The organism is Streptomyces sp. PCS3-D2, from assembly GCF_000612545.2.
GTDB lineage: Bacteria > Actinomycetota > Actinomycetes > Streptomycetales > Streptomycetaceae > Streptomyces.
In genome coordinates, this window is the sequence record NZ_CP097800.1 from 6,192,433 (window position 1) to 6,219,052 (window position 26,620).

Consider the following 26,620-nt stretch of genomic DNA (forward strand, 5'->3'; position numbering starts at 1 on the left):
CACCTTTGTGTCCTTGTGCCGAGCGCGTCCTGCGCGTCGCGCGGGGGACCCAACCAGCCAGCCATCGGAAGTACGGGAAGAGATGTCGGCACCGAACAAGTCGTACGACCCTGTCGAGGTCGAGGCACTGAAACCGGAAGAGATCGAGCGCATGCGGGACGAGGCGCTCGCCGCCTTCGCGTCCGCCGGCGACCTCGACGCGCTGCGCGAGGCGAAGACCGCGCACATGGGCGACCGCTCGCCCCTGGCGCTCGCCAACCGCGAGATCGGCGCCCTGCCCCCGCAGGCCAAGGCCGAGGCGGGCAAGCGCGTGGGCCAGGCCCGCGGCGCCGTGAACAAGGCCTTCGGGGCCCGCACCGCCGAGCTCGAGGCCGAGCGCGACGAGCGGGTGCTGGTCGAGGAGGCGGTGGATGTCACGCTGCCGTACGACCGCACCCCCGCGGGCGCCCGGCACCCCCTGACCACGCTGATGGACCGCGTCGCGGACATCTTCGTCGGCATGGGGTACGAGGTCGCGGAGGGCCCCGAGGTCGAGGCGGAGTGGTTCAACTTCGACGCCCTCAACTTCACGCCCGACCACCCGGCGCGCCAGATGCAGGACACCTTCTTCGTCCGGGGCCCCGAGGGCACCGAGGGAGACGAGTCCGGTGTCGTGCTGCGCACCCACACCTCCCCGGTGCAGGCGCGCTCGCTCCTGGAGCGCAAGCCGCCCGTCTACATCGTCTGCCCGGGCCGCGTCTACCGCACCGACGAGCTCGACGCGACGCACACCCCGGTCTTCCACCAGGTCGAGCTGCTCGCCGTGGACGAGGGCCTGACCATGGCGGACCTGCGCGGCACCATCGACCACATGGTCAAGGAGCTGTTCGGCGAGGAGACCACCACCCGGCTCCGCCCGCACTTCTTCCCGTTCACCGAGCCGTCCGCCGAGATGGACATGCAGTGCTACGTGTGCCGCGGTGAGTCGGTGGGCAACCCCGACCGCCCGTGCCGGACCTGCTCCAGCGAGGGCTGGATCGAGCTCGGCGGCTGCGGCATGGTCAACCCCAAGGTGCTGACCGCCTGCGGTGTGGACCCGGAGAAGTACAGCGGGTTCGCCTTCGGCTTCGGTATCGAGCGGATGCTGATGTTCCGTCACAACGTTGAAGACATGCGAGACATGGTCGAGGGTGACGTTCGTTTCACCCGGCCTTTCGGGATGGAGATCTGATGCGGGTCCCGCTTTCGTGGCTGCGGGAGTACGTCGACCTCCCCGCCGGTGCATCCGGTCGCGACGTCGCGGCCAAGCTCGTCGACGCCGGCCTGGAGGTCGAGACGGTCGAGCAGCTCGGCGCCGGGCTCAAGGGCCCCCTCGTCGTCGGCCAGGTGCTGACCATCGAGGAGCTCGAGGGCTTCCGCAAGCCGATCCGCTTCTGCACGGTCGACGTCGGCACCGCCAACGGCACCGGCGAGCCGCAGGAGATCGTCTGCGGCGCCCGGAACTTCTCCGTCGGTGACAAGGTCGTCGTGGTCCTGCCCGGTGCCGTCCTGCCCGGCGACTTCGCGATCGCCTCGCGCAAGACGTACGGCAAGACCTCGCACGGCATGATCTGCTCCGGCGACGAGCTCGGCATGGGCGACGACGGCACGCACGGCATCATCGTGCTGCCGCCGGAGCACGAGACCGGCACCGACGCGATCGAGCTGCTCCAGCTCGTCGACGAGGTGCTGCACATCGACGTCACCCCGGACCGCGGCTACTGCATGTCCCTGCGCGGCATCGCCCGCGAGGTGGCGACCGCCTACGGCCTGCCGCTGCGTGACCCCGCGCTGCTCGACGTGCCCGGCCCGAACTCCTACGGCTACCCGGTCAGGATCGACGACCCGGCCGGCTGCGACCGCTTCACCGCCCGCACCGTCACCGGTCTCGACCCCGAGGCGCGCTCGCCGATCTGGCTCCAGCGCCGCCTTCAGAAGGCCGGCATGCGTCCGATCTCGCTCGCCGTCGACATCACCAACTACGTGATGCTCGAACTCGGCCAGCCGCTGCACGCCTACGACCGTTCGCGGATCGACGGCACCATCGGCGTCCGCCGCGCCGAGCAGGGCGAGAAGTTCACCACCCTCGACGGGGTCAAGCGCACGCTCGACGCCGAGGACCTGGTGATCACCGACAACAGCGGGCCGATCGGCCTCGCCGGCGTCATGGGCGGCGCCAACACCGAGATCGCCGACTCCGTCACCGACCCGGAGACCGGCGCCGTCACCGGGACCACCGACGTGGTCATCGAGGCCGCGCACTTCGACTCCGTGTCGATCTCGCGCACCGCCCGCCGCATGAAGCTCTCCTCCGAGGCCTCCAAGCGCTTCGAGCGGGGCGTCGACCCGCAGGCGGCCGCCGCGGCCGCCCAGCGGACCGTCGACCTGCTCGTGCTCCTCGCCGGCGGCACCGCGGAGGCCGGGGTCACCGAGGTCGTCGCCCCGGGCGCGCCGCGCACCATCGCGATGGCCGCCGACCACCCGGACCGGGTCGCGGGCATGGAGTACGGCCGCGAGACCGTCGTGCGCCGCCTCCAGGAGATCGGCTGCGACGTCTACGGCCAGGACGAGCTCGTGGTCACGCTGCCCTCGTGGCGGCCCGACCTCGCCGCGCCCAACGACCTCGCCGAAGAGGTCATCCGGCTGGAGGGCTACGGGAACCTCCCGTCGACCCTGCCGCAGGTGCCCTCCGGCCGCGGTCTGACCGCCCGGCAGCAGCTGCACCGCCGGGTCGGCCGTGCGCTCGCCGGTGCAGGCTACGTCGAGGCGCTCAGCTACCCCTTCCTCGGCGAAGGCGTCTTCGACCAGCTCCAGCTGCCGGCGCACGACGCCGCCCGCCAGGTCGTCAAGCTGGTCAACCCGCTCTCCGACGAGGAGCCGGCGCTGCGCACCACGCTGCTGCCGGGTCTGCTCGGCGCGCTGCGCCGCAACGACAGCCGGGGCAGCCACGACCTCGCGCTCTTCGAGACCGGTTCGGTCTTCCGGGCCGCCGCGCGGCCGGGTGCCGCCGTACGGCTGCCCGTCGACCGGCGTCCCACCGACGAGGAGATCGCCACCCTGGACGCGGCGCTGCCCGCGCAGCCGCGGTACGCCGCGGTCGTGCTGGCCGGTGCGCGCGAGCAGGCCGGCTGGTGGGGCAAGGGCCGCCCGGCCGACTGGGCCGACGCGGTCCAGGCCGCCCGGGCACTGGCCGTCGAGGCCGGTACCGAGCTGGTCGTCCGCCAGGGCCAGTACGGCCCCTGGCACCCGGGCCGCTGCGCCGAGCTGGTCGTCACGGTCGACGGTGTGGAGCAGGTCATCGGCCACGCCGGCGAGCTGCACCCGCGGGTGGTCAAGGCCATGGGCCTGCCGGCCCGCACCAGCGCGATGGAGATCGACCTGGACCGTCTCGCGGCGGCCGGCGGCACGGCCGTCCAGGCGCCGCGGATCTCCTCCTTCCCGGTGGCGACCCAGGACGTCGCGCTGATCGTGGACGCCTCCGTCCCGGCGTCCTCCGTGGAGGCCGCGCTGCGCAAGGGAGCGGGCGAACTCCTGGAGTCGCTGCGTCTGTTCGACGTGTTCACCGGTGAGCAGGTCGGTGAGGGCAAGAAGTCCCTGGCCTACGCGCTGCGCTTCCGGGCGGGTGACCGGACGCTGACCGCCGAGGAGTCCACGGCCGCGCGCGACGCCGCGGTGGCGCTCGCCGGCGAGCGGACCGGGGCGGTGCTCCGGGGCGCGTAGCCGAACGGTCCCCGGACCCGATCAGTGCCTGATGGGGGGCGTATCCGCAACCGGATGCGCCCCCCGCGCCATGGCGGGTACGGGGAGCCGCTGCCTCACCTGTCGGGGTGAGGTCCCCACGGCCCATGCCGGGGGCAGCCGTCCGGTTGGTGCACCGGGGCGGCTCGCGGGCGGCGAGGCCCTGGCGGGCGCGCGATGCCCGGCGCCGGCCACGCGTGCCGGGCCTGGTGGATGGGCCCGGCACGCGTCCGGTCCGGTCCGCTGCCGGGGCCCGGCGACCAACCGGGCGCCGGCGGAACCGGAAGGCGCCGCCCGCCTGCCGTGGAGTGTCGGGCAGACAGCAGGACGGGCGGCGCGGTGACGGGTCGTCGCACTGTTCGAGGGGGAGCCGACGACCCGAGCTCCTCTTGGCGAGGGTTTTCAGTGAAGCGCCTGCGGGGGTCCGTGCGGCAGAGTGCGGATCGCATTTATGCGCGTACTCACTTCACACCCCGTGTGAACCGCACACCCACTAGCCTGGTACCGACGAGCTCCGGGAGCGGCCCATGCAGCCCAATGTCCTGCTCGACGCCCTCCTCGCCGAGGCGGGCATGTCCCACGCCGGGCTCGCCGCCCACGTGAACCAGGCGGGGCGTACCCGCGGGCTGGCCCTGCGCTACGAACACACCGCCGTGACACGGTGGTTGAAGGGGCAGCGTCCCCGCGGTCAGGTCCCCGACCTGATCTGCGAGGTGCTCGGAGGCCGTCTGCGGCGGCCCGTTGGGCTGGACGACATCGGACTCGGAGTGCCGGACCACCCCGGGGCCCTGCATGCCTCCCCGCTGAGCGGGTTCGTGGACCGGGCCGCTGCCCTGTGGCGTTCCGACGGCCAGGCCCGGCCCCAACTGCTCACCGCCGGGGCGGTCACCGGCACCCCGGCCGTCATCCCGGTCTGGGAGTGGGAGAACCCGCCGGAGGACGCCGACGTCTCGCGTGACGGGCCGAACCGGATCGGACCCGAGCACGTCGACGTCCTCAAGTCCGCCCGCGCCCATTACGAGCTGATGTACCGCCGGGCCGGCGGCGTGGCCACCCGAGATCGGATCGTCCGCTTCCTCGGCACCGAGACCGCGCCGATGCTGCGCGGGAGTTACCCCGACGACCTCGGCCGCCGACTGCACCGGGCCACCGGGTCCCTGGTGGCGGTGGCGGGCATCTGCGCGTACGACTCGGACGCGCACGGGCTCGCGCAGCGCTACTTCCACCAGGCGCTGCGCCTGGCCAAGGCGAGCGGCGACCGGGGACTCGGGGCGTACGTGATCGCCCTGATCGTCAACCAGTCCCTGCACCTGCGCGAGTACCGCCAGGCCGTCGCCTTCGCCGAGGCCGCACTGCGCGCCGCAGGCCGGCACATCACTCCGGCGCTCGCCGCCGACCTGCACGCCATGCAGGCCAAGGCGTTCGCCCAACTCGGCGACACCCAGGCCGCGCTGGCGTGCATCCGGGGCGCGGAGGCGGCCGCCGCGCGGATCCGCCCGGGCAGTGAGCCGGACGAGACCGGCTACGTACAGCCGGGCCTCGTCAATGTGCAGGTCGCCGAGGCGCTGCTCAGTCTGGGCGATCTGGAGGCCGCGCGGGTCCACGCGGCCGCCGCCGTCGGTACCCCGGCCCACGACCGCGGCCGGGTGCACCGGCTGGCGATGCTCTGCGAGATCCAGCTCCGCCAGGGCGAGGCGGACCGGGCCGCGGCGGGCGCGGCCGAGATGGCCGAGAGGGCTCGCGGGATGGAGTCGCTGCGGCTGCGCGACCGGCTGCGAGCGGTTCGCGAGCAGCTGCTGACCAGCGGTTGTTCCGAGGCGCAGGAAACCGTGCGGCTCATCGACGGGGCCCTGCGCGTTCCGCTGTGACAGGGCAGCTGCTGCGATGTGTGCCACCTACTCGAACGGAAGGCGGCACAACCGTGCAGTGGACGAACCTGAGTGAGCAGACCGTGTACAAGAACCGCTGGTTCGACGTGAATCTCGCCGACGTGGAACTCCCCGACGGCCGGCACCTCGACCACTTCGTGATCCGGCTGCGCCCGGTCGCCGTGGCCACGGCCGTCAACGAGGCCAACGAGGTGCTGCTGCTCTGGCGGCACCGCTTCATCACCGACAGCTGGGGCTGGGAGCTGCCCGCCGGGGTGGTCGAGGACGGCGAGGACATCGCCGCCGCGGCGGCCCGGGAGATGGAGGAGGAGTCGGGCTGGCGGCCCGGCCCGCTCCACCACCTGATGACGGTCGAGCCGTCCAACGGGCTGACCGACGCCCGCCACCACCTGTACTGGGCGGACGGGGCCACCTACACCGGCCACCCCGAGGACGACTTCGAGTCCTCACGCCGGGAGTGGGTCCCGCTGGGGCTCGTTCCCGACATGATCGCGGACGGGGAGATCCCGGCCGCCAACATGGCGGCCGGGCTGCTCCTGCTGTACCACCTGCGGCTCGGCCGGTAGGGCACCGCGACCCGGGCGGTCAGCCGTACGGGTAGAAGCCCGCACCCGTCTTGCGGCCCAGGCGGCCGGCGTCGACCATGCGCTGGAGCAGCGGGGGAGCGGCGTACAGCGGCTCCTTGTACTCGGCGTACATCGAGTCGGCGATCGAGGCGATGGTGTCCAGACCGATGAGGTCGGACAGCTTCAGCGGGCCCATCGGGTGGGCGCAGCCCAGCTCCATGCCGTTGTCGATGTCCTCGCGGCTCGCGATGCCCGACTCGAACATCCGGATCGCGGACAGCAGGTAGGGGACGAGGAGCGCGTTGACCACGAAGCCGGAACGGTCCTGGGCGCGGACGGCGTGCTTGCCGAGCACGTCCCGCACCAGGGCCTCTGCCCGCTTGATCGTCTCCTCGCCCGTGGTCAGCGCCGGGATCAGCTCGACGAGCTTCTGGACGGGGGCCGGGTTGAAGAAGTGGATGCCGATCACCTGGTCGGGCCGGGAGGTCGCGACGGCCAGCTTGACCAGCGGGATCGAGGAGGTGTTGGAGGCGAGGATCGCGTCCGGGCGGGTGATCACCTGGTCGAGGACCTGGAAGATCTCGGTCTTGACCTGTTCGTTCTCGACGACCGCCTCGATGACGAGGTCGCGGTCGGCGAACTCGCCGAGGTCGGTGGTGAAGGTGAGGCGGGCCAGGGTGGCGTCCCGCTCCTCTTCGGTGATCTTGCCACGCTCGGCGGCCTTGGTCAGGGAGTTCTGAAGCCGGGTACGGCCGATCTCCAGGGCTTCGCCGGTGGTCTCGGCGACCTTGACCTCAAGGCCGCTTCGGGCACACACCTCGGCGATACCCGCGCCCATCTGGCCACAGCCCACTACGCCGACCCGTGTGATGTCGGAAGGGAGGTCAGTCACTTCGTGCCTTTCGCAGCTCATCCGTCGGCGGGTCCCCCGTGTGATTCCGGCGCCCGCCACGCCCCCCGACGTTACTCCCGACCTTGCGCGGCTCCGCGGGCCGGGGCGGGCATGCTGGGCGCACACCGCACACCGTCACTCAAAGAAACGGAGTCATCACATGGCGCACATCGGCCGACGGGCACTGCTGGCAGGGGCGGCGGGGGTGATCGCCGCCGCTTCGGGGGCACCGGCGTTCGCCGCGCCGCAGACCGCGGACCCGCACTCCGGGCGGGGGGCCGGCACCCCCGAGTTCCGTGGGATGTGGATCGCGTCCGTCTCGAACGTGGACTGGCCCTCGCGCAGCGGGCTATCGGCCGCGACCCAGCGCAAGGAGCTGTCGGGCCTGCTCGACACCGCCGTCCGTCGCCGGCTCAACGCGGTAGTCCTCCAGGTCCGGCCGACCGCCGACGCGCTGTGGCCGTCCCCCTTCGAGCCCTGGTCGCAGTGGCTGACGGGCAAGCAGGGGGTCGATCCCGGCTGGGACCCCCTCGGCACGGCCGTCGCCGAGGCGCACGCTCGCGGTCTGGAACTGCACGCCTGGTTCAATCCGTACCGGGTGGCCAACCACGCCGACCTCGACCGGTTGGTGCCCGAGCACCCGGCGCGGCGGCGCGGCTGGACGGTCGAGTACGGCGGGAAGCTCTACTACAACCCCGGCGTGCCCGAGGTGCGGCGGTTCGTGCAGGAGGCCATGCTCGACGCGGTCACCCGCTACCCCCTGGACGCCGTCCACTGGGACGACTACTTCTACCCCTATCCGGTGGCGGGCGAGTACTTCGACGACGACGACGCCTACGACGCGTACGGGGCCGCCTTCCGGTCGAGGGCGGCCTGGCGCCGCAACAACACCGACACCCTGGTCCGCGAGATGTCCCAGCGGCTGCGCGCCCTGCGCCCCGCGGTCAGGTTCGGCATCAGCCCCTTCGGGATCTGGCGCAACTCCGACCGCGACCCGGCCGGATCGAAGACCCGGGGCCTTGCGGCGTACGACGACCTCTACGCGGACACCCGCAGGTGGGTCAGGGAGGGCTGGATCGACTACGTCGTTCCGCAGGTCTACTGGCACATCGGTCACGCGGCGGCCGACTACGCGGCGCTCGTCCCCTGGTGGGCCCGGACCGTCGCGGGCACCAGGACCGAGCTGTACGTGGGCGAGGCGCTGTACCGCTGCGACGCCGCGAGCCCCACGCCGGCCTGGCGGGATCCGGCGGAGCTGTCGAGGCACGTGCGTCTCGCCCGCGGATACCCGGAGGTCCGCGGCCACGTCTACTTCTCGGCGAAGCAGGTGGCCGCGGACCCCAACGGGGCGATGGCACGTGTGGTCGCCGACCATTACGGCTCGGCCGTGCCCCCGCGGTGAATTCAGTGCCTGGGCTCTGCAGGGTGGCGGACCACGCAGTCGGGTCCGGGAGCCATCAGCGCTTCGTGTCCGTCCTGGAATCGGACCCGGTACGGGGGCGTCCCGTTCTCGCCGAGCACCTGGGTGATCTCGCCCACCTTGTCGGGTTGTCCGACGATCCTGCCGTGCTGCACCAGCTGGTCGCCCTCGGTAGCTCGCATGTCTGACCTCCTCGGTGGCGCTCCGATCCGGTGCTAGCAGTTTAGGTCGTTCTGCTGCTGTTTGACCCGTTGGGTCACCGCGATGCAGACGAGAACCGCGCAGGCCGCGGCCGGTGCGGCGGGAGCGAGCCGCTCCCCGAGGAGCGCCACGGACCAGACCAGGGTCAGCAGCGGTTGCGCGAGCTGGAGCTGGCTGGCCCGGGGTGCCCCGATCTCGGCCATGCCCCGGTACCAGACGTACAGGCCGAGGAAGGTGGAGCCGGCCGCGGCCCAGACCAGGCCGGCCAGCCCGTGGCCGGTGAGGTGCACCGGCTCGTACACGAGCCCGAGCACGGAGCCGGCCACGGTGAGCGGCAGGCACAGCACCAGTGCCCAGCCGATCACCTGCCAGCCCGGCAGGACACGGGCGAGCCGGCCGCCCTCGGTGTACCCCGCCGCGCACACCAGCAGCGCCGCGAAGAGGTAGCCGTCTCCGGCGGAGAGCGAGCCGCCGCTCTGCGCGAGCGTGAAGCCGAGCACCACCGCGGCCCCGGCCACGGCCGCGGCCCAGAAGGCGCGCGGGGGTCGGTGGCCCGTGCGCAGCGCGGACAGGGCTGCCGTGGTCAGCGGCAGGAGGCCGACCACGACGGCGGCGTGCGAGGTGGTGGAGCTCTGCAGCGCCAGGGTCGTCAGCAGCGGGAAGCCGACGACCACCCCGCCGGCGACGACGGCGAGGCCCGCCCAGTGCGCGCGGGCGGGCGGCGCCACCCGTCGGGCCAGCAGGAAGGCGCCCGCGATGGCGGCCGCCAGGACGGAGCGCAGGGCCACCAGCGACCACGGGCCGAAGCTCTCCAGGCCCCAGGCGGTGGCGGGGAAGGTCAGCGAGAAGGCGACCACGCCGAGCGCGGCGAGGACCGTGCCTCGCGCCAACGGATTCTTCACCGCTATCGCGGTCGGGAGAGTAGCGCTATTCTGTGCTGTCATGTATGAGCGTAGCAGTGTGGCAGAGCTGGCGGATTCTCTGCGGTCCGAGCTCAACCGCTACTCGGTGGGTGGAAAGCTGCCCTCCAGTCGGGCTTTGATCGAGCGCTACCGGGTCAGCCCCGTCACGGTCTCCCGGGCCCTGGCGCAGCTCGCTGCCGAGGGCCTCGTGGTCACCCGGCCGGGTGCCGGCGCCTTCCGCGCCGCCCCGCGGGCGGCGCTCCCCGCGGCCGGGGACACCTCCTGGCAGGAGGTCGCGCTCAGTGCCGAGGGGGCCGGTGACGTCGTCCCCCGCTCGGTGGACGCCTCCGGGGTGCTGGCCTGTCTCGCCGCGCCGCCGCCGTCGGTGATCGCCCTCAACAGCGGCTACCTGCACGCCTCGATCCAGCCCGAACGGGCCATGGCCGCCGCGCTCGCCCGGGCCGGCCGGCGCCCGGGGGCCTGGGACCGGCCGCCCATGGAGGGGCTGCCCGAGCTCCGGGACTGGTTCGCCCGCGAGATCGGCGGGGCGGTCGGGGCCGCCGACGTCCTGGTGACCGCCGGCGGGCAGAGCGCGCTGACCACCGCCCTGCGGGCGCTGGCCCCGCCCGGTGCGCCGATCCTCGTGGAGTCGCCGACCTACCCCGGGCTGCTGGCCATCGCCCGGTCCTCCGGGTGCCGGCCGGTGCCCGTGCCGGTCGATGCCGAAGGGGTCCGGCCGGAACTGCTGGCCGCCGCGTTCGAAGCGACCGGGGCGCGCGTGTTCGTCTGCCAGCCGCTCTTCCAGAACCCCACCGGCGCGGTGCTGGCGCCCGCGCGGCGGGCCGAGGTGCTGCGGATCGCGCGGGCCGCCGGGGCGTTCGTGGTCGAGGACGACTACGCCCGCGCCCTCGGGCACGACGACTCCGGGCCGCTGCCCGCGACCCTGGCCGCCGAGGACCAGGACGGGGTGGTCGTGCACGTCAGGTCGCTGACCAAGGCCACCTCGCCCAGCCTGCGGGTCGGCGCGCTGGCCGCGCGGGGTCCGGTCGTGGACCGGCTGCGCGCCGTCCAGGTCGTCGACAGCTTCTTCGTGCCCCGGCCGCTCCAGGAGGCGGCCCTGGAGCTGGTCGGCGCACCCGCCTGGCCGCGCCACCTGCGCACGGTGGCCGCCGAACTGCGCCACCGGCGGGACGTGCTCGCCGGTGCGCTGCGGCGGGAGCTGCCCGGCTTGACCGTGGCCCATCTGCCCTCGGGCGGCTACCAGCTGTGGGCCAGGATGGCCGGGGGCGGCGATGACGCGTCCTTCGCAGCCACGGCCCTGCGCGCCGGGGTCGCGGTGGCTCCTGGCCGCCCCTATTTCTGTGCCGAGCCGCCCGCCCCGTACGTGCGGCTGGGCTTCGCCGGGGTCTCCGGCCCGGGCGATCTGGTGGAGGCCGTCCAGCGGATGCGCGCGGGTCTGCGGGAGGAGGCGAGCGCTCCGGACGCTTGACCCGCCGCCCCGCGCGGCCCACCATCGCCGCATGCATGTTCGGGTTTCGCTGGTCGCCGCAGCCCGTAGTTCCCCGCTGCTCGCCGAGCGCTTCGACGACGACCGACCGCTGGACGGAGCCGGCTGGCGGGCGGTGGAGTCCGCCGCGCGCGGGCTCGTGCCCCTGGGTGCGGCCGAGCTGCGCTACTGCTCGCCGACCCCGCGCAGCCGGGCCACGGGCGAGGCCCTCGGGTACGCGCCGTTGGCCCAGCCGGCGCTGCGCGAGTGCGACATGGGCCGCTGGCGCGGGCTGACCCTCGCCGAGGTGACCGCCCGGGAGCCCGGGGCGGTGGACCAGTGGCTCGGCGACCCCTGGGCCGCCCCGCACGGAGGGGAGTCGCTGCTCGCCTTCATTGCCCGGATCGGCGGGTGGCTCGACACCCGGCCGGCGGACGACGGCGGCGCGATCGTGGCGGTGGCAGAGCCCTCCGTGGTCCGTGCCGCTCTCGTCTACGCCTTGAAGGCGCCCCCGCTGACCTACTGGAACGTGGACGTCCGGCCGCTGTCGACAGTGACCCTCACGGGCTGCCCCGGCCAATGGCACCTGTGCCTGCAGGCCCCCGCGTGACGGTCGTGTGACACCGGCCCGGCCCGGCCGGCTCCTGCGGCCCCGCCGGCGCCGCCGTGCGGGCGCCCGTCTCGTCGACGGGACCCGGCCGCGGCGCCGGCGGGGCCGCCGCGGTCCGGGCACCCGCCCCGTCCCCGGCATGATCGGCGCAATCGCCGCCGCGGCGCGGCCTTTCCTGCTAGACATCTTCCAGAGGGTGCCCTTCGCGCCCTTTCTTTCGGTGAGGGCCCTCCGCCGGGAGATCCACCGCATTGCATAAAACTGCGGCGGTACGTATAGTCATGCCATCGATGAGGAGGGTCCGATGGTGGTACGTGTAGCGGTGGCCGGAGCGAGCGGATACGCGGGTGGAGAAGTCCTGCGCCTGCTGCTCTCGCACCCCGAGGTGGAGATCGGCGCCCTGACCGGCAACTCCAACGCAGGGCAGCTCCTCGGCTCCCTGCAGCCGCACCTCGTGCCGCTCGCCGGGCGCACCCTGGAGGCGACCACCCCGGAGGCCCTCGCCGGTCACGACGTGGTCTTCCTCGCGCTCCCGCACGGCCAGTCCGCCGCCGTCGCGGCCCAGCTCGGCGAGGACGTCCTCGTCGTCGACATGGGTGCCGACCACCGCCTCAAGGACGCGGCCGACTGGGACGCGTTCTACGGCGCCCCGCACGCCGGGACCTGGCCCTACGGCCTCCCCGAACTGCCCGGCGGCCGTGCCGCACTGGAAGGCGCCCGACGGATCGCGGTCCCCGGCTGCTTCCCCACCGCCGTCTCCCTCGCCCTCTACCCCGCCTACCAGGCGCAGCTCGCCGAACCCGAGGCTGTGATCGTGGCCGCCACCGGGACCTCCGGCGCGGGCAAGGCGCTCAAGCCGCACCTGCTCGGCGCCGAGGTCATGGGCACCGTGACCCCGTACGGCGTGGGCGGCGGCCACCGGCACACGCCCGAGATGGTGCAGAACCTCAGCCCGCTCGCGGGCGAGCGCGTCTCCGTCTCCTTCACGCCGACCCTGGTCCCCATGGCCCGCGGCATCCTTGCCACCTGCTCGGCCAAGGCCCGCCCCGGCACCACGGCGGAGTCGCTGCGCGCCGCCTACGAGAAGGCGTACGCCGACGAGCCCTTCGTCCACCTCCTGCCCGAGGGCCGGATGCCGTCCACCAAGTCCGTCCACGGTTCCAACGCCGTCCACGTCCAGGTCGCCCACGACGAGTCCGCCGGGCGGATCATCGCCGTCAGCGCCATCGACAACCTCACCAAGGGCACCGCCGGCGGTGCGGTGCAGAGCATGAACATCGCCCTCGGGCTGCCCGAGCAGCTCGGGCTTTCCACGATTGGAGTCGCGCCGTGAGCGTTACGGCTGCACAGGGATTCACGGCGGCGGGCGTCGCCGCCGGGATCAAGGCCAACGGCAACCCGGACCTGGCCCTCGTGGTCAACAACGGGCCGCGCCTGGCGGCCGCCGGCGTCTTCACCTCCAACCGCGTCAAGGCCGCGCCCGTGCACTGGTCCGAGCAGGTCCTGCGCGGCGGCACCGTCAGCGCCGTGGTCCTCAACTCCGGCGGAGCCAACGCCTGCACCGGCCCCAAGGGCTTCCAGGACACCCACGCCACCGCCGAGAAGGTGGCCGCCACGCTCAACGGACACGGATCCGGCGGCGAGCACAACGCGGGCGAGATCGCGGTCGCCTCCACCGGTCTGATCGGCGTCCTGCTCCCCATGGACAAGCTGCTCCCCGGCATCGATGCCGCCGCCGCGGCCCTGTCCGAGAACGGCGGCGAGGCGGCCGCCATCGCCATCAAGACCACCGACACCGTGCACAAGACGGCCACCGTCTCCCAGGACGGGTGGACGGTCGGCGGCATGGCCAAGGGCGCGGGCATGCTCGCCCCGGGCCTGGCCACGATGCTCGTCGTCCTCACCACCGACGCCGACGTGGACGGCGCCACCCTCGACCGGGCCCTGCGGTCCGCCACCCGCACCACCTTCGACCGGGTCGACTCCGACGGCTGCATGTCCACCAACGACACGGTGCTGCTGCTGGCCTCCGGGGCGTCCGGGGAGGTGCCCGCGTACGCGGACTTCGCCGACGCCGTGCGCAAGGTCTGCGACGACCTGGCACGCCAGCTGATCGGCGACGCCGAGGGCGCCAGCAAGGACATCCGCATCGAGGTCATCGGCGCGGCCACCGAGGACGACGCGGTCGAGGTCGGCCGCTCCATCGCCCGCAACAACCTGCTCAAGTGCGCCATCCACGGCGAGGACCCCAACTGGGGCCGCGTGCTGTCCGCGATCGGCACCACCGGGGCCGCCTTCGACCCGGACCGGCTCAACGTCGCCATCAACGGCGTATGGGTCTGCAAGAACGGCTCGGTCGGCGAGGACCGCGACCTGGTCTCGATGAAGGACCGCGAGGTCCGCATCACCGCCGACCTGTCCACCGGCGGCGAATCGGCCGTCATCTGGGCCAACGACCTGACCGCCGAGTACGTCCACGAGAACAGCGCCTACTCCTCATGAGCGACGACAAGGCCGGCCAGCCCGGCACCTCCGGCGGCACCGCCCGCAAGCACACCGCCCTGCCCAAGGCGCAGATCCTCATCGAGGCCCTGCCCTGGCTCCGGCGCCACAACGGCAAGGTCGTCGTCATCAAGTTCGGCGGCAACGCCATGGTCGACGAGGACCTCAAGGCCGCCTTCGCCCAGGACGTGGTCTTCCTGCACCAGGCCGGCCTCAAGCCGGTCGTGGTGCACGGCGGCGGCCCGCAGATCAACGCCCAGCTCGACAAGCAGGGCCTGGTCAGCGAGTTCAAGGCCGGACTGCGCGTGACGACCCCGGAGGCCATGGACGTCGTACGGATGGTCCTGGCCGGCCAGGTCCAGCGCGAGCTGGTCGGTCTGCTCAACCAGCACGGGCCGCTCGCCGTCGGCATGACCGGCGAGGACGCCCGCACCATCACCGCGACCAAGCACAGCCCCCAGATCGACGGCGAGCTCATCGACATCGGCCGGGTCGGCGAGATCACCGCCGTCGACACCGGTGCCATCGAGGCGCTGCTGGCCGACGGCCGCATCCCGGTCATCTCCTCCATCGCCGGGAGCGCCGACGACCATCACGTCTACAACGTCAACGCCGACACGGCGGCAGCGGCGCTCGCGGCCTCCCTCGGTGCCGAGACGCTGATGGTCCTCACTGACGTCGAGGGCCTCTACGCCGACTGGCCGAACAGCGACGAGGTCATCAGCCGGCTCACCGTCAGCGAGCTGGAGAAGCTGCTGCCCGAGCTGTCCAGCGGCATGGTGCCCAAGATGGAGGGCTGCCTGCACGCCGTGCGCGGCGGTGTCGGCACCGCCCGTGTCCTCGACGGACGGGTTCCGCACTCGATCCTGCTGGAGATCTTCACGGACTCCGGCATCGGCACGATGGTCGTGCCCGACCAACATCCAGGGGGAGCAGCATGACGAAGGGCACCGGCAACCAGGAGTACGGCGCCCGGTGGCAGGGCGCGCTGACCGACAACTACGGCACGCCCGCCGTCGCCCTCGTACGCGGCCGGGGCGCCCAGGTCTGGGACGCCGACGGCCGCCAGTACACCGACTTCGTCGGCGGGATCGCCGTCAACGCCCTCGGCCACGCCCACCCGGCGATCGTGGCGGCCGTGACCGAGCAGATCTCGACGCTCGGCCACGTCTCCAACCTCTTCGCCTCCGAGCCGGTCGTCGCGCTCGGCGAACGGCTGCTCCAGCTCTTCGGCCGCCCCGGCAAGGTCTTCTTCTGCAACTCCGGCGCCGAGACGATCGAGGCCGCCTTCAAGATCGGCCGGCTGACCGGGCGGACCCACATGGTCGCCACCGAGGGCGGCTTCCACGGCCGGACCATGGGCGCGCTCGCCCTCACCGGCCAGCCGAAGAAGCAGGAGCCCTTCGTGCCCCTGCCCGGCGACGTCACCCACGTCCCCTACGGCGACGCCGACGCCCTGCGGGCCGCCGTCACCGAGGAAACCGCGCTCGTCGTCATCGAGCCGATCCAGGGCGAGAACGGCGTCGTCGTGCCCCCGGCCGGATACCTGACGGCCGCCCGCGAGATCACCCGCGCCACCGGCACCCTGCTGGTCCTGGACGAGGTCCAGACCGGCATCGGCCGCTGCGGCCAGTGGTTCGAGCACCAGGCCCACGAGGGCGTCGAGCCCGACATCGTCACCCTGGCGAAGGGGCTGGGCGGCGGCCTGCCGATCGGCGCCCTGGTCGCCTTCGGGGCCACCGCCGACCTGCTCCGGCCCGGGCAGCACGGCACCACCTTCGGCGGGAACCCGGTCGCCTGCGCGGCGGGCCTCGCCGTCATCGACACCATCGCCGCGCACGACCTGCTGGACGGGGTCAAGGCGCGGGGCGAGCAGCTGCGCGCGGGCATCGAGTCGGCGGAGCACCCGCTGGTGTCCCACGTCCGCGGCGCCGGACTGTTGCTGGGTATCGTGCTGACCGAGCCGATCGCAGCCGCGGTGCAGCAGGCGGCTCAGGACGCCGGCTTCCTGGTCAACGCGCCCGCCCCCGACGTCGTACGGCTCATGCCCCCGTACGTGCTCACCGAGGCCGAGGCGGACGCGTTCGTCCGGGCGCTGCCCGGCATCCTTGACGCGAGCAGCGGGGACGGATCCGGAGAATGAGACGACGATGAGCCAGGCGCAGGACAACGAGCACGGCGGGCAGGCCGTCCCGCAGACCCGCACGGCGCGCCACCGCCGGATCGTGGACATCCTCAACCGGCAGCCGGTCCGCTCCCAGAGCCAGCTGGCCAAGCTGCTCGCCGACGACGGCCTGAGCGTCACCCAGGCGACGCTCTCCCGCGACCTCGACGAGCTGGGCGCGGTGAAGATCCGCAACACGGGCGGGGAGCTCATCTACGCCGTGCCCAGTGAGGGCGGCTTCCGCACCCCGCAGGCCCCGCTCGGCGAATCCGCGAAGGAGGAGCGCATGCGGCGCCTCTCCGGGGAACTGCTGATCTCGGCGGAGGCCTCCGCGAACCTCGTCGTCCTGCGCACCCCGCCGGGTGCGGCGCAGTTCCTGGCCTCGGCCATCGACCAGGCCGAACTCCGCGAGATCCTCGGCACCATCGCCGGCGACGACACCCTGATGCTGATCAGCCGTGACCCGGTGGGCGGCCAGGCCCTCGCCGACCACCTCCTGCGGCTGGCGCAGAAAGAGGGCTGAGCGGGACGTTCGGGCCGGGCCGGGACCGACGCCGCCTAGTAGCGGGTGACCGCGAGCGGCCCGTCCTGCGTGCCGATGGCGATGTGCGGACGCCGGTCCGGATCCGCCCAGCGCAGGATCGCCCGCATGTCCCGCTCGGGCACCGACACGCAACCGGCCGTCGCTCCCTTGCCGTTGACGTGCAGGAAGATCCCGGCGCCCCGGCCGCGCACCGGGCGGTCGTAGTTGAAGGCGATCAGCAGTGCGTGCGCGTACTGCTGCTCGTAGCCGACCAGGTGCTCGGCCTCGCCCGGCGCGCAGTCCGCCGCCAGCGGCTCCACCCACCGGTTGTACGCCGCCGAGGCGTTGTCCTGGCACCACCAGGACTCCGCGGTCACCCGCCGGTAGCGGTACTCCGTCCCGGCCGGCGCACGCCGGATCCCGAAGGCGTAGGGGAGCTCGTACAGGCCGGTCGGGGTGGTGCCGGTGCCCTGGATCCGGGTCGCACCCTCGGCCAGGCCGCCCGCCCCGAACCGGGCGGGCGCGCTCCCGGCCGCGTACCAGCGCCCGGCTCGCCGGTCCCACCAGGTCAGGCGGCCGGTCGTGGAGCCGGGCGCGGGCGCGACAGCGGTGATCAGCTGGCTGCCCCCGCCGGTGTCGGCGAGACGGTCGGGCAGGGGCCCGGACGGAGCCCCGGATCCGTGCGGGAGCAGGGCGGTGACGAGCAGTGAGCCCGTGACGAGAGCAGTACGCAGCACATGTCAGACGGTACGGGCAGGAAGGGGCAGGGGCAGCCCCGGCAGGCCGTCGAGGCTCGTCCCGATGTGATCCTTCTTCTCGCAGTACTCGGCGAACTCCTCGTCCGTCTTGCGGGCGAGGAACTCCGAATGGAGGGTGCGCTCACCCTGGTACTCCATGAGGGGGACGGCGTACCCGCACACGTCGGCGATCCGGCGGGCGTGCACCAGGATGACCGCCCGTGCGCCGGGCCCGTCGGCCTCGCCGAACAGCTCGATCAGTTCGGGCCAGCGCGGGTCGTCGCGGAAGACGGCCTCGCCCTCGCCGTGGATGCGGACGATGTTCGGGGGCCCGCTGAAAGCGCACCACATGAGGGTGATCCGGCCGTTCTCCCGGATGTGGGCGATGGTCTCGGCGCCACTGCCGCCGAAGTCCAGGTAGGCGAGCCGCTGTTCGTCGATGACGACGAGGGTGCCGGCGCGGCCCTTGGGGGACAGGTTGACGTGGCCGTCACCCGAGAGCGGGGCGGTCGCGGTGAAGAAGACGGGCTGTTCCTCGATGAAGGTGCGCAGCCTGCCGTCTATGCGTTCGTAGATCTTTCCCATGGGCCGATTATCCGCCCACGACTGCGGTGCGGGTCGCAGGATTTCGGCTGCCCTGCTCGCCGATGCGTGCGGGCGCGCCAATTGACGAATCATGCAGAGCGATGCATAGTTATGCCTGTCGATGGGTGTGCCGATGAGGAGTCCCGCGACGGAGTACGGCGTACCCGCCTGCTCCGGCGGCGTGCACACCCCCCGGCCCCACCGACGTCTTCGACCGGTCGCCGAAGACGCCGGCCGGGCGCGACCCGGCCTGATCGCCGCGCTGCCCAGCCCGCCCGAAGGCGGCCTCCCCGTTACCTCCGCGGCGGGGAGGCCGTTGCACATCCATCCATGCAGTCTTAGAGGAGCAGTAGCTGTGAGCAGCAACAACGCTGGTGACGTCCGGCTCTGGGGCGGCCGGTTCGCCGACGGCCCCGCCGAGGCCCTCGCGAAGCTGTCCGCGTCGGTCCACTTCGACTGGCGCCTCGCGCCCTACGACATCGCCGGCTCGCGCGCCCACGCCCGTGTGCTGCACACGGCGGGACTGCTCACGGCCGACGAGCTCACGCGCATGATCGACGGCCTGGACCGGCTGGAGGCGGATGTCGCCGACGGCTCCTTCACCGGCACCATCGCCGACGAGGACGTGCACACCGCGCTGGAGCGGGGCCTGCTGGAGCGGCTCGGCGCCGATCTCGGCGGCAAGCTGCGGGCCGGACGGTCCCGCAACGACCAGGTGGCCACCCTCTTCCGGATGTACCTGCGCGACCACGCCCGCATCATCGGCGGCCTCATCGCCGACCTCCAGGACGCGCTGGTCGGCCTCGCCGAGAGCCACGCGGACGTGGCGATGCCGGGCCGCACCCACCTCCAGCACGCGCAGCCGGTGCTCTTCGCCCACCACGTGCTGGCCCACGTGCAGTCGCTGTCCCGGGACGCGGAGCGGCTGCGGCAGTGGGACACCCGTACGGCGGTCTCCCCGTACGGCTCCGGCGCGCTGGCCGGTTCCTCGCTGGGCCTGGACCCGGAGGCCGTTGCCGCGGAGCTGGGCTTCGAGCGGGGCTCGGTGGGCAATTCGATCGACGGCACGGCCTCGCGCGACTTCGTCGCCGAGTTCGCCTTCGTCACCGCGATGATCGGGATCAACCTGTCCCGGATCGCGGAGGAGATCATCATCTGGAACACGAAGGAGTTCTCCTTCGTGACCCTGCACGACGCCTTCTCCACGGGCTCGTCGATCATGCCGCAGAAGAAGAACCCGGACATCGCGGAGCTGGCGCGCGGCAAGTCCGGCCGCCTCATCGGCAATCTGACGGGTCTGCTCGCCACCCTCAAGGCCCTGCCCCTGGCCTACAACCGGGACCTCCAGGAGGACAAGGAGCCGGTCTTCGACTCCTGCGACACCCTGGAGGTCCTGCTGCCGGCCTTCACCGGCATGATGGCCACGCTCACCGTCAACCGGGAGCGGATGGAGGAGCTGGCCCCGGCGGGCTTCTCGCTCGCCACCGACATCGCGGAGTGGCTGGTCAAGCAGGGCGTTCCGTTCCGCGTGGCGCACGAGGTGGCAGGCGAGTGCGTCAAGGAGTGCGAGGGGCTCGGCATCGAGCTGGACGAGCTCACGGACGAGCAGTTCGCGAAGATCTCGGAGCACCTGACCCCCGAGGTGCGCACCGTCCTGAACGTCCGGGGCGCGCTCGCCTCCCGCAACGGCCGCGGCGGCACCGCCCCCTCGGCGGTCGCGGCCCAGCTGAACGAACTGAAGGCCGACCTGGTCATCCAGCACGCCTGGGCCGTCCACAAGCAGTAGCCATCCCCACAGTCCCCGCCGCCCTGCGGCCCGCACGCCCGCCGACCCGGGTCCGGGCCTGTACGTCCGCACGCGGCGGAACCCCCGGAGGGGCGGCGGGAGCCCGGTGCTCCCGCCGCCCCTCCGGCGCGTCCGCCACCGACCCGGTCCGCATCGGCCGCCCGGTGTTCCGCGTCACGCGGCCCAGTTCGCCAGGGCGTCGAAGTCCTCCCGCACCAGGCCGATCTGCTCGTCGACGCGCATCAGCAGGGTCCGCGCCGGGTGGTGGCGGTCGACCCACTCGCGGTCCATCGCCGTGATGTCGTCGTCGATCCAGGCGAAAGGCCGCTCGCCCGCATACTCCAGGATGTACTGGGTCTTCCAGAAGGTGCCGGCCGGCGCCCGGCCGTGCATCACCGGCCAGTCGACGAACGGAAGCCGGGGCAGGCCCAGAAGAGGGCCTATCCAGTCGTTGGCCTCGTCCTTCCAGGTGGTCGCCCAGACCAGCTCGTACGCTCTCGCGAGCGCGATCAGCTCCGGGCCGTGGCCGTGGTTCAGCCAGACCCGCAGCGGCTTCGCGCGTTCCTTCTCGGACCAGCCCGTCGGCCGCATCCGGTGGGTGGAGTACCCCGCGGGGCGGCGCTGGGCCCGGGCCGCGTAGGGGTTCAGGGGGCCGTCCACGTCGATCAGCAGCAGTGGCTTCATCGCGGCAGGATTCCGTTCCGGATGCCCGCAGGCATTCCATTTTTCTCTGAGTGAGACGTTGGCGTCTCAATTGGGGTACACTTGTCTCATGGCCATGGATCGTGACCAGGTGCTCCGCGATGCGGCCGCCCTGCTCTCCCGCAAATCGACCGCCACGATGGACGAGGTCGCCCGCGCCGCCGGAATCGGGCGCGCCACCCTCCACCGGCACTTCGCCGGACGTGACGCCCTCGTACGCGCCCTCGAAGATCTCGGCATCCGGGAGTTCGAAGTGGCGTTCGACAACGCCCGCCTCGACGAGGGCACCGCGGTGGAGGCGCTCCGGCGCCTCGTCGCCGAGGCCGAGCCCAACGCCGAGCTGCTGGCCTTCCTCGTCACCGAGAACCAGCTGTTCGAGGGCGACGAGGTCAACGAGGGCTGGGCCCGGCTCGACGCCCGGGTCACCGCCCTGTTCCGGCGCGGCCAGGAAGAGGGCGACATCCGCATCGACCTGAGCCCCGCCTGGCTCACCGAGGCCCTCTACGGCCTCATCGGCAGCTGCGCCTGGGCCGTCATGGACGGCCGGGTCGCCGCGAAGGACTTCCAGTACATGATCACCGAGCTGCTGCTCGGTGGCGCCCGACGGAGTGTGGAGAAATGAGTCGTACCGAACAGCTGGCGCGTCGGACGGGGGTGGAGGAAAGGAGCCGCGGACGCTGGCTCGCGCTCTCCGTGCTCGTCCTGGCCGTGCTGCTCGTCGCGGTCGACGCCACGGTCCTCGGCCTGGCCACGCCCTCACTCAGCGAAGACCTCAAGCCCTCCGGCACCCAGCTGCTGTGGATCGGCGACATCTACTCCTTCGTCATCGCCGGACTCCTGGTGTCCATGGGCTCCCTCGGGGACCGCATAGGCCGCAAGAAGCTGCTCCTCGCCGGCGCCACCGCCTTCGGCGCCGTCTCGGTCCTGAACGCCTACGCCACCAGTCCCGAGATGATGATCGTCGCCCGCGCCCTGCTCGGCGTGGCCGGTGCCACCCTGATGCCGTCCACCCTCGCGCTGATCCGCAACATCTTCACCGACCCGCGGGAGCGCAGTCTCGCCATCGGCATCTGGGGCGCCACCGCCTCGGCCGGAGCGGCCATCGGCCCGGTCGTCGGCGGAGCCCTCCTCCAGCACTTCTGGTGGGGCTCGGTCTTCCTCATCAACCTCCCCGTGATGATCGCCCTGGTCCTCGTCGGGATCAAGCTGCTTCCCGAGTCCCGGAACCCGGTCGCCGGCCCCTGGGACCTGCTCAGCGTCGGCCTGTCCCTCGTCGGCGTCATCGGCGTGGTCTACGCCGTCAAGGAAGCCGCCACGCACGGCATGACCTGGGAGGTCGCGGTCGCCGCGATCCTCGGCGCCGGCGCCCTCTACGCTTTCGTCCGCCGCCAGTTCACCCTGCCGTCCCCGCTCCTCGACATGCGGCTCTTCCGGCACCGCGGCTTCTCCGGCGCCGTCCTCGCCGACCTGCTCACCGTCTTCGGCCTGTCCGGACTGGTCTTCTTCCTCTCCCAGTTCCTCCAGCTCGTCCAGGACCGCGGCCCGCTCGAGGCAGGCCTGGCCGAACTGCCCGCCGCCATCGGCGCGGTGGTCACCGGGCTGGTCGCGGGCCGGTACGCCCGCAGGTACTCGGTGCGCTCCGTGGTGACCGGCGGCCTCGCCGCCATCGGCGCCGCACTGGCCGTCCTGACCATGATTCACAAGGAGAGCGGATACCCGCTGCTCGGCGCGGCCCTGCTCGTCGTCGGCCTCGGCGCCGGCTTCTCCTTCACCGTCACCGCCGACGTGATCCTCTCCAGCGTGCCCAAGGAGCAGGCCGGATCGGCCTCCGCCGTCTCCGAGACGGCGTACGAGCTGGGTGCCGCCCTCGGTATCGCCCTGCTCGGCTCCATCGTCACCGGCGTCTACCAGGGCTTCACCGCCCCGGCCTCCGTCAGCGGACCCGTCGCCGACGCCGCGCACGAGTCCCTCGGCGGGGCCGTCGAGGCTGCCGGGGCACTGGACCCGCAGACCGCCGCCCACATGGTCGGAGCCGCCCAGGACGCCTTTGTCGACGGCCTGAGGCTGGCCTCCGGAGCCGGCGCGGCCGTCCTGCTGGCCACCGCCGTGGCCGCCTGGTTCCTGCTCAGGGGCCAGCGGCTCCAGGAGAGCGTCGAGCACTGACCCGACGCCGCGTCAAGAGAGGGTGTCCCGGCCCTGGTTGACAGCCCATGGAACCCCGGGACACCATCCCGGCGATGGAGATCGACGATCTGACCCCGGCCGAGCGCCGCGTATGGGAGGCCTTCCCGCGCGGTGACGGCATCGACTTCCGGGAGCACCCCGAGGACAGCTCCGTCGACGGGGCCGGCTGGGGACCCGGTCGCACGCTGCGTGCCGAGGTGCTGCGCGCCCTCCTGCTCGGTGCCGCCCCCGCCGTCGACGGCCGGGTCGCCGGGCTCAAGATCAAGGGCGCGAGGATCGTCGGCAAGCTCGACCTGCGCTACGCGGTGATCGACCACCCGATCCGGATGCGCGACTGCTGGTTCGAACGCAAACCGCTCCTGTACGGCGCCCAGCTGAAGGCCCTGGTCCTCGGCTACTCCACCCTGCCCGGCCTCACCGCGGCCACCCTGCGCGTCGACGTCGTCCTGCGGCTCTCCTGCTGCCGGATCAGCGGCCCCGTGCGGCTCCAGGGCGCCAAGGTATCCGGCGGCCTCTTTCTCCAGGGCGCGGTCGTCGGCCCCACGGCGGGCGAGGAGGCGGACGAACCCCCGCTCCAGCTCAACCACGCGGAGATCGGCACCGACATCATCGCCAACGACCTGACCGTCCACGGACAGCTCCGCCTCAACGGAGCCGTCGTCGGCGGCCAGGTCAGCCTCGACGACGCGCGCCTGCTCGCCCCCGGTGGCATCGCCCTGCACGCCGAAACCCTCTCGGTCGGCACCAACCTGCACGCCGCGCGGGCCCGGACGCAGGGCCGCGTCAACCTCACCGGCTCGCGGATACCCGGCCGCCTCAACCTCGCCCGCGCCGTTCTGGAGAACCCGGGCGGCATCGCCCTGCGCGCCTCCAGCTGCACCGTCGGCGAGGTGTGGCTGCCGTCCTGCGAAGACGTACGGGGCAGCGTGAACCTCAGGCGATCCCAGTTCGACCTGCTGAACATGCGGCCCGGCACCTGGCGCGACCCGCTGCGCCTGGACGGTCTGACGTACCGCACGCTGGGCCCGCACCTGCCCGCCGAGGAGCGGCTGGCCGCGCTGGAGACCGGCGAGGCAGGCTACCTCCCGTACCCGTACGAACAGCTGGCCGCGGCCTACCGCACCGCGGGTGACGAGGAGGCGGCCCGCACGGTCATGCTCGCCAAACTGCGCCGGCACCGCCGCACGCTGCCCCGGCACACGCGCCTGTGGGGACTCCTGCAGGACGCGACCGTGGGCTACGGCTTCCGGCCGCTGCGCGCGGCCGGCTGGCTGACGGCGCTGCTGCTCACCGGGGCGATCGCGTTCGCGCTGGAGCCCCCGCGCCCGCTCAAGCAGGGCGAGGCGCCGGACTTCAACGCCGTCTTCTACACCATCGACCTGATGATGCCGATCATCGGCTTCGGTCAGGAGGAGGCCTTCGCGCCGAGCGGCTGGTACCAGTGGCTGTCGTACGTGCTGATCGTGACCGGCTGGATCCTCGCCACCACGACGGCGGCGGGCGTCAGCCGGTCACTGAGGCGGCAGTGAGGGCCGCGGAGGACCTGGAGAGCGGCGGAGGCCGCGGAGGCCGCGGAGGCCGCGAGCGTCAGGCGGCCTTCGCCTTGGTGGCGTACATGTCGACGTACTCCTGGCCGGAGAGCCGCATGACCTCGGCCATCACCGAGTCCGTCACCGCACGCAGCACGTACCGGTCGCGGTCCATGCCCTCGTAGCGGGAGAACTCCATCGGCTTGCCGAAGCGGACGGTCACCCGGCCCGGGCGTGGCATCCCGGCGCCGCCGGGCTGCAGCTTGTCCGTGCCGATCATCGCGAACGGCACCACGGGGGCGCCGGTCATCAGGGTGAGGCGGGCGATGCCGGTGCGGCCCCGGTAGAGCCGGCCGTCGGGGGAGCGGGTGCCCTCGGGGTAGATGCCGAAGATCTTGCCCTCTTCGAGGATCCTGCGGCCGGTCATCAGGGCCGCCACGCCGCCGTTGGCGCCGTCCCGGTCGACGGGGATCATCCCGGCGCCGGTGAAGAACCACGCCATGAGCCGGCCCTTGACGCCCTTGCCGGTCACGTACTCGTCCTTGCCGATGAAGTGGACCGTGCGGTCGCACACCAGGGGCAGGATCATGGAGTCGATGAAGGTGAGGTGGTTGCCCGCCAGAATCACCGGTCCGGAGCCGGGGATGTTCTCGACGCCCTCCACGCGGGTGCGGAACATCGTGCGCATGACCGGTCCGACAGTGGCTTTGATGAGCTTCGTACGGAACAACGTGGGCCCTCCGGCATCGAAAAGAGGCTCGCGCCCCCACCGCTCGGCGGTGGGGGCAGGTGAGGACGATACTCGCGGGTCAGCTCCGAGCGCACATCGGGTTCACGTGTCGGATACGCATTGTTGACGCGTGTTTTCGCCATGTTCCCCGGATGTGCCTCCGAGACACCCCCTGCGGCCACCCCCTCTGTCTACCATCGGCACGCCGATCGCGGGCCGCGGGATGCCGTGACGCCACAGGTCCCGGGACCGCCGGCCCCTTTCATGACGAGGAGTGGCACTCATGACACAGGGTGGGGCAGCGCGGCGCACGGTCCTGGGGGCGGCGGTCCTGGCGGCGGGGGCGGGGATCACCCCTCTCGCGGCGGGACCGGCCTCCGCGTCCGCCGTGGGCGGCGGGCACGGCGCCCAGGGCTACCGGGGCCTGCCGTACCCGGCGGTCATCGGCCACCGCGGCGCCAGCGGCTACCGGCCCGAGCACACGCTCGGCTCCTACCAGCTGGCCCTCGACCTCGGGGCGGACATCGTGGAGCAGGACCTGGTCCCGACCCGCGACGGCCACCTGGTGTGCCGCCACGAGAACGAGATCGGCGGGACCACCGACGTCGCAGACCACCCCGAGTTCGCCTCCCGGCGCACCACCAAGTCCGTCGACGGGGTTTCGGTCACCGGCTGGTTCACCGAGGACTTCACCCTCGCCGAGCTGAAGACCCTGCGCGCCAAGGAGCGCATCCCCGCCCTCCGCCAGCGCAACACGCTCTACGACGGCCAGTGGGCCGTCCCCACCTTCGAAGAGGTGCTCCGCTGGGCCGACCGCGAGGGCCGGCGGCGCGGCGAGCCGGTCTGGCTGCACGTCGAGACCAAGCACCCCAGCTATTTCCGTGGCCTGGGCCTCGGCCTGGAGGAGCCCCTCGCCCGACTGCTGCGTCGGTACGGGCGCGACGGCCGGAACGCCGCCGTCTTCCTCCAGTCCTTCGAGCCCTCCAGCATCCAGCGGCTGTCCCGGCTGGTCTCCGCACCCCGCGTGGTACTGCTCTCCGGTGCGGGTACCCGCCCCTGGGACTTCGAACGGGCGGGGGACCCGCGCACGGTCGCCGACCTGGTCAAGCCCGAGGGCCTCCGGTGGATCGCCGGGTTCGCCCAGGGCATCGGCCCCACCATGGACCTGATCCTCCCGCGCGACGCGGCCGGCCGCCTCGGCGCTCCGACCACCCTGGTCAGGGACGCCCACGCCCGGGGGCTGCTGCTGCACCCCTACACCGCGCGCAACGAGAACAGCTTCCTGCCGGCCGAGTACCGCAGGGGTACGGATCCGGCCGCCTACGGCGATGCCCTCGGGGTCTTCCGCACCTACTTCGAGCAGGGCATCGACGGCATTTTCACCGACAACCCGGACACCGGGCTGCTCGCTGCCGAGGCCTTCCGGCCGGGCCGGCGCCCCGTCAACGGCTGAGCG

At 72.6% G+C, this 26,620-nt stretch carries 24 protein-coding genes; 17 read left to right on the plus strand and 7 right to left on the minus strand.

Annotated elements, in window-relative coordinates; genetic code table 11:
* Positions 1–82 precede the first annotated feature (82 nt).
* From pheS to AW27_RS27720, 4 genes are all read left to right on the plus strand, one after another.
* Positions 83–1,210: a phenylalanine--tRNA ligase subunit alpha gene (pheS, locus tag AW27_RS27705; protein ID WP_037925903.1), complete on the plus strand. Its 1,128-nt coding sequence runs from the start codon at positions 83–85 to the stop codon at positions 1,208–1,210.
* Positions 1,210–3,738 (plus strand): phenylalanine--tRNA ligase subunit beta, encoded by a 2,529-nt coding sequence (gene pheT, locus AW27_RS27710; protein ID WP_037925906.1) that lies wholly within the window; start codon positions 1,210–1,212, stop codon positions 3,736–3,738. Before pheS ends, pheT begins: the two co-directional genes overlap by 1 nt.
* Positions 3,739–4,283: 545 nt before the next feature.
* Complete coding sequence (locus tag AW27_RS27715) at positions 4,284–5,624, plus strand: NsdA family TPR-like regulatory protein (RefSeq protein WP_037925910.1); 1,341 nt, start codon at positions 4,284–4,286, stop codon at positions 5,622–5,624.
* Between the two features lie 53 nt (positions 5,625–5,677).
* The gene (locus tag AW27_RS27720; protein WP_037925912.1) at positions 5,678–6,211 is read left to right on the plus strand and encodes an NUDIX hydrolase; all 534 of its coding nucleotides are present in this window, start codon (positions 5,678–5,680) and stop codon (positions 6,209–6,211) included.
* 19 nt (positions 6,212–6,230) lie between these two features.
* Here the strand turns inward: AW27_RS27720 and AW27_RS27725 are convergent, their stop codons facing one another.
* Positions 6,231–7,124 (minus strand): 3-hydroxybutyryl-CoA dehydrogenase, encoded by an 894-nt coding sequence (locus AW27_RS27725; protein WP_046780433.1) that lies wholly within the window; start codon positions 7,122–7,124, stop codon positions 6,231–6,233.
* A 139-nt stretch (positions 7,125–7,263) separates the two neighbouring features.
* Here AW27_RS27725 and AW27_RS27730 point away from each other — a divergent pair, with 139 nt between their 5' ends.
* Positions 7,264–8,505 carry a glycoside hydrolase family 10-like protein gene (locus AW27_RS27730; RefSeq protein WP_037925915.1) on the plus strand — a complete coding sequence of 414 codons (1,242 nt, stop codon included), beginning with the start codon at positions 7,264–7,266 and terminating at the stop codon, positions 8,503–8,505.
* 2 nt (positions 8,506–8,507) lie between these two features.
* On the opposite strand, the gene AW27_RS27735 is transcribed toward AW27_RS27730, so the two are convergent.
* Together AW27_RS27735 and AW27_RS27740 are read right to left on the minus strand one after the other, a co-directional pair.
* Positions 8,508–8,705, minus strand: coding sequence for a DUF1918 domain-containing protein (locus AW27_RS27735; RefSeq protein ID WP_030656039.1), 198 nt, complete (start codon positions 8,703–8,705; stop codon positions 8,508–8,510).
* Between the two features lie 33 nt (positions 8,706–8,738).
* The gene (locus tag AW27_RS27740) at positions 8,739–9,668 is read right to left on the minus strand and encodes a DMT family transporter (RefSeq protein WP_037925919.1); all 930 of its coding nucleotides are present in this window, start codon (positions 9,666–9,668) and stop codon (positions 8,739–8,741) included.
* Between AW27_RS27740 and AW27_RS27745 the strand changes: the two genes are divergently transcribed.
* The 7 genes from AW27_RS27745 to AW27_RS27775 all read left to right on the plus strand — a co-directional run bounded on the left by AW27_RS27745 (position 9,667) and on the right by AW27_RS27775 (position 16,911).
* Positions 9,667–11,115, plus strand: a complete 1,449-nt coding sequence (locus tag AW27_RS27745) for an aminotransferase-like domain-containing protein (RefSeq protein ID WP_052031152.1) — start codon at positions 9,667–9,669, stop codon at positions 11,113–11,115. The genes AW27_RS27740 and AW27_RS27745 overlap by 2 nt on opposite strands.
* A gap of 31 nt (positions 11,116–11,146) precedes the next feature.
* Positions 11,147–11,722, plus strand: coding sequence for a histidine phosphatase family protein (locus tag AW27_RS27750; RefSeq protein ID WP_037925922.1), 576 nt, complete (start codon positions 11,147–11,149; stop codon positions 11,720–11,722).
* Between the two features lie 304 nt (positions 11,723–12,026).
* Entirely contained in the window at positions 12,027–13,055 is a 1,029-nt protein-coding gene (gene argC, locus AW27_RS27755; protein WP_037925924.1) for an N-acetyl-gamma-glutamyl-phosphate reductase, read from the plus strand.
* Positions 13,052–14,224: a bifunctional glutamate N-acetyltransferase/amino-acid acetyltransferase ArgJ gene (argJ, locus tag AW27_RS27760; protein ID WP_037925928.1), complete on the plus strand. Its 1,173-nt coding sequence runs from the start codon at positions 13,052–13,054 to the stop codon at positions 14,222–14,224. The genes argC and argJ overlap by 4 nt, the downstream gene beginning before the upstream one ends.
* On the plus strand, positions 14,221–15,165 hold the full coding sequence (gene argB, locus AW27_RS27765) for an acetylglutamate kinase (RefSeq protein WP_037925932.1): 945 nt from the start codon (positions 14,221–14,223) through the stop codon (positions 15,163–15,165). Before argJ ends, argB begins: the two co-directional genes overlap by 4 nt.
* Positions 15,162–16,367: an acetylornithine transaminase gene (locus AW27_RS27770; RefSeq protein ID WP_037925934.1), complete on the plus strand. Its 1,206-nt coding sequence runs from the start codon at positions 15,162–15,164 to the stop codon at positions 16,365–16,367. The genes argB and AW27_RS27770 overlap by 4 nt, the downstream gene beginning before the upstream one ends.
* Positions 16,368–16,374: 7 nt before the next feature.
* Complete coding sequence (locus AW27_RS27775; protein WP_037925941.1) at positions 16,375–16,911, plus strand: arginine repressor; 537 nt, start codon at positions 16,375–16,377, stop codon at positions 16,909–16,911.
* 35 nt (positions 16,912–16,946) lie between these two features.
* Here the strand turns inward: AW27_RS27775 and AW27_RS27780 are convergent, their stop codons facing one another.
* Positions 16,947–17,645: a L,D-transpeptidase family protein gene (locus AW27_RS27780; protein WP_037926478.1), complete on the minus strand. Its 699-nt coding sequence runs from the start codon at positions 17,643–17,645 to the stop codon at positions 16,947–16,949.
* Between the two features lie 6 nt (positions 17,646–17,651).
* Positions 17,652–18,233, minus strand: coding sequence for a pyridoxamine 5'-phosphate oxidase family protein (locus AW27_RS27785; protein WP_037925944.1), 582 nt, complete (start codon positions 18,231–18,233; stop codon positions 17,652–17,654).
* 355 nt (positions 18,234–18,588) lie between these two features.
* On the opposite strand from AW27_RS27785, the gene argH reads away from it, so the two are divergent.
* Positions 18,589–20,019, plus strand: a complete 1,431-nt coding sequence (argH, locus tag AW27_RS27790) for an argininosuccinate lyase (protein ID WP_037925946.1) — start codon at positions 18,589–18,591, stop codon at positions 20,017–20,019.
* Between the two features lie 174 nt (positions 20,020–20,193).
* Here the strand turns inward: argH and AW27_RS27795 are convergent, their stop codons facing one another.
* Positions 20,194–20,703 (minus strand): HAD domain-containing protein, encoded by a 510-nt coding sequence (locus AW27_RS27795; RefSeq protein WP_037925948.1) that lies wholly within the window; start codon positions 20,701–20,703, stop codon positions 20,194–20,196.
* A gap of 88 nt (positions 20,704–20,791) precedes the next feature.
* On the opposite strand from AW27_RS27795, the gene AW27_RS27800 reads away from it, so the two are divergent.
* The 3 genes from AW27_RS27800 to AW27_RS27810 all read left to right on the plus strand — a co-directional run bounded on the left by AW27_RS27800 (position 20,792) and on the right by AW27_RS27810 (position 24,434).
* Positions 20,792–21,343, plus strand: a complete 552-nt coding sequence (locus AW27_RS27800) for a TetR/AcrR family transcriptional regulator (protein ID WP_037925951.1) — start codon at positions 20,792–20,794, stop codon at positions 21,341–21,343.
* The gene (locus AW27_RS27805; protein WP_037925952.1) at positions 21,340–22,884 is read left to right on the plus strand and encodes an MFS transporter; all 1,545 of its coding nucleotides are present in this window, start codon (positions 21,340–21,342) and stop codon (positions 22,882–22,884) included. Before AW27_RS27800 ends, AW27_RS27805 begins: the two co-directional genes overlap by 4 nt.
* A gap of 74 nt (positions 22,885–22,958) precedes the next feature.
* Positions 22,959–24,434 carry a hypothetical protein gene (locus AW27_RS27810; protein WP_037926481.1) on the plus strand — a complete coding sequence of 492 codons (1,476 nt, stop codon included), beginning with the start codon at positions 22,959–22,961 and terminating at the stop codon, positions 24,432–24,434.
* A gap of 58 nt (positions 24,435–24,492) precedes the next feature.
* Here the strand turns inward: AW27_RS27810 and AW27_RS27815 are convergent, their stop codons facing one another.
* Positions 24,493–25,122, minus strand: coding sequence for a lysophospholipid acyltransferase family protein (locus AW27_RS27815; RefSeq protein ID WP_037926483.1), 630 nt, complete (start codon positions 25,120–25,122; stop codon positions 24,493–24,495).
* Positions 25,123–25,447: 325 nt separating this feature from the next.
* Here AW27_RS27815 and AW27_RS27820 point away from each other — a divergent pair, with 325 nt between their 5' ends.
* Positions 25,448–26,617, plus strand: a complete 1,170-nt coding sequence (locus tag AW27_RS27820) for a glycerophosphodiester phosphodiesterase (RefSeq protein WP_037925955.1) — start codon at positions 25,448–25,450, stop codon at positions 26,615–26,617.
* Positions 26,618–26,620 lie beyond the last annotated feature (3 nt).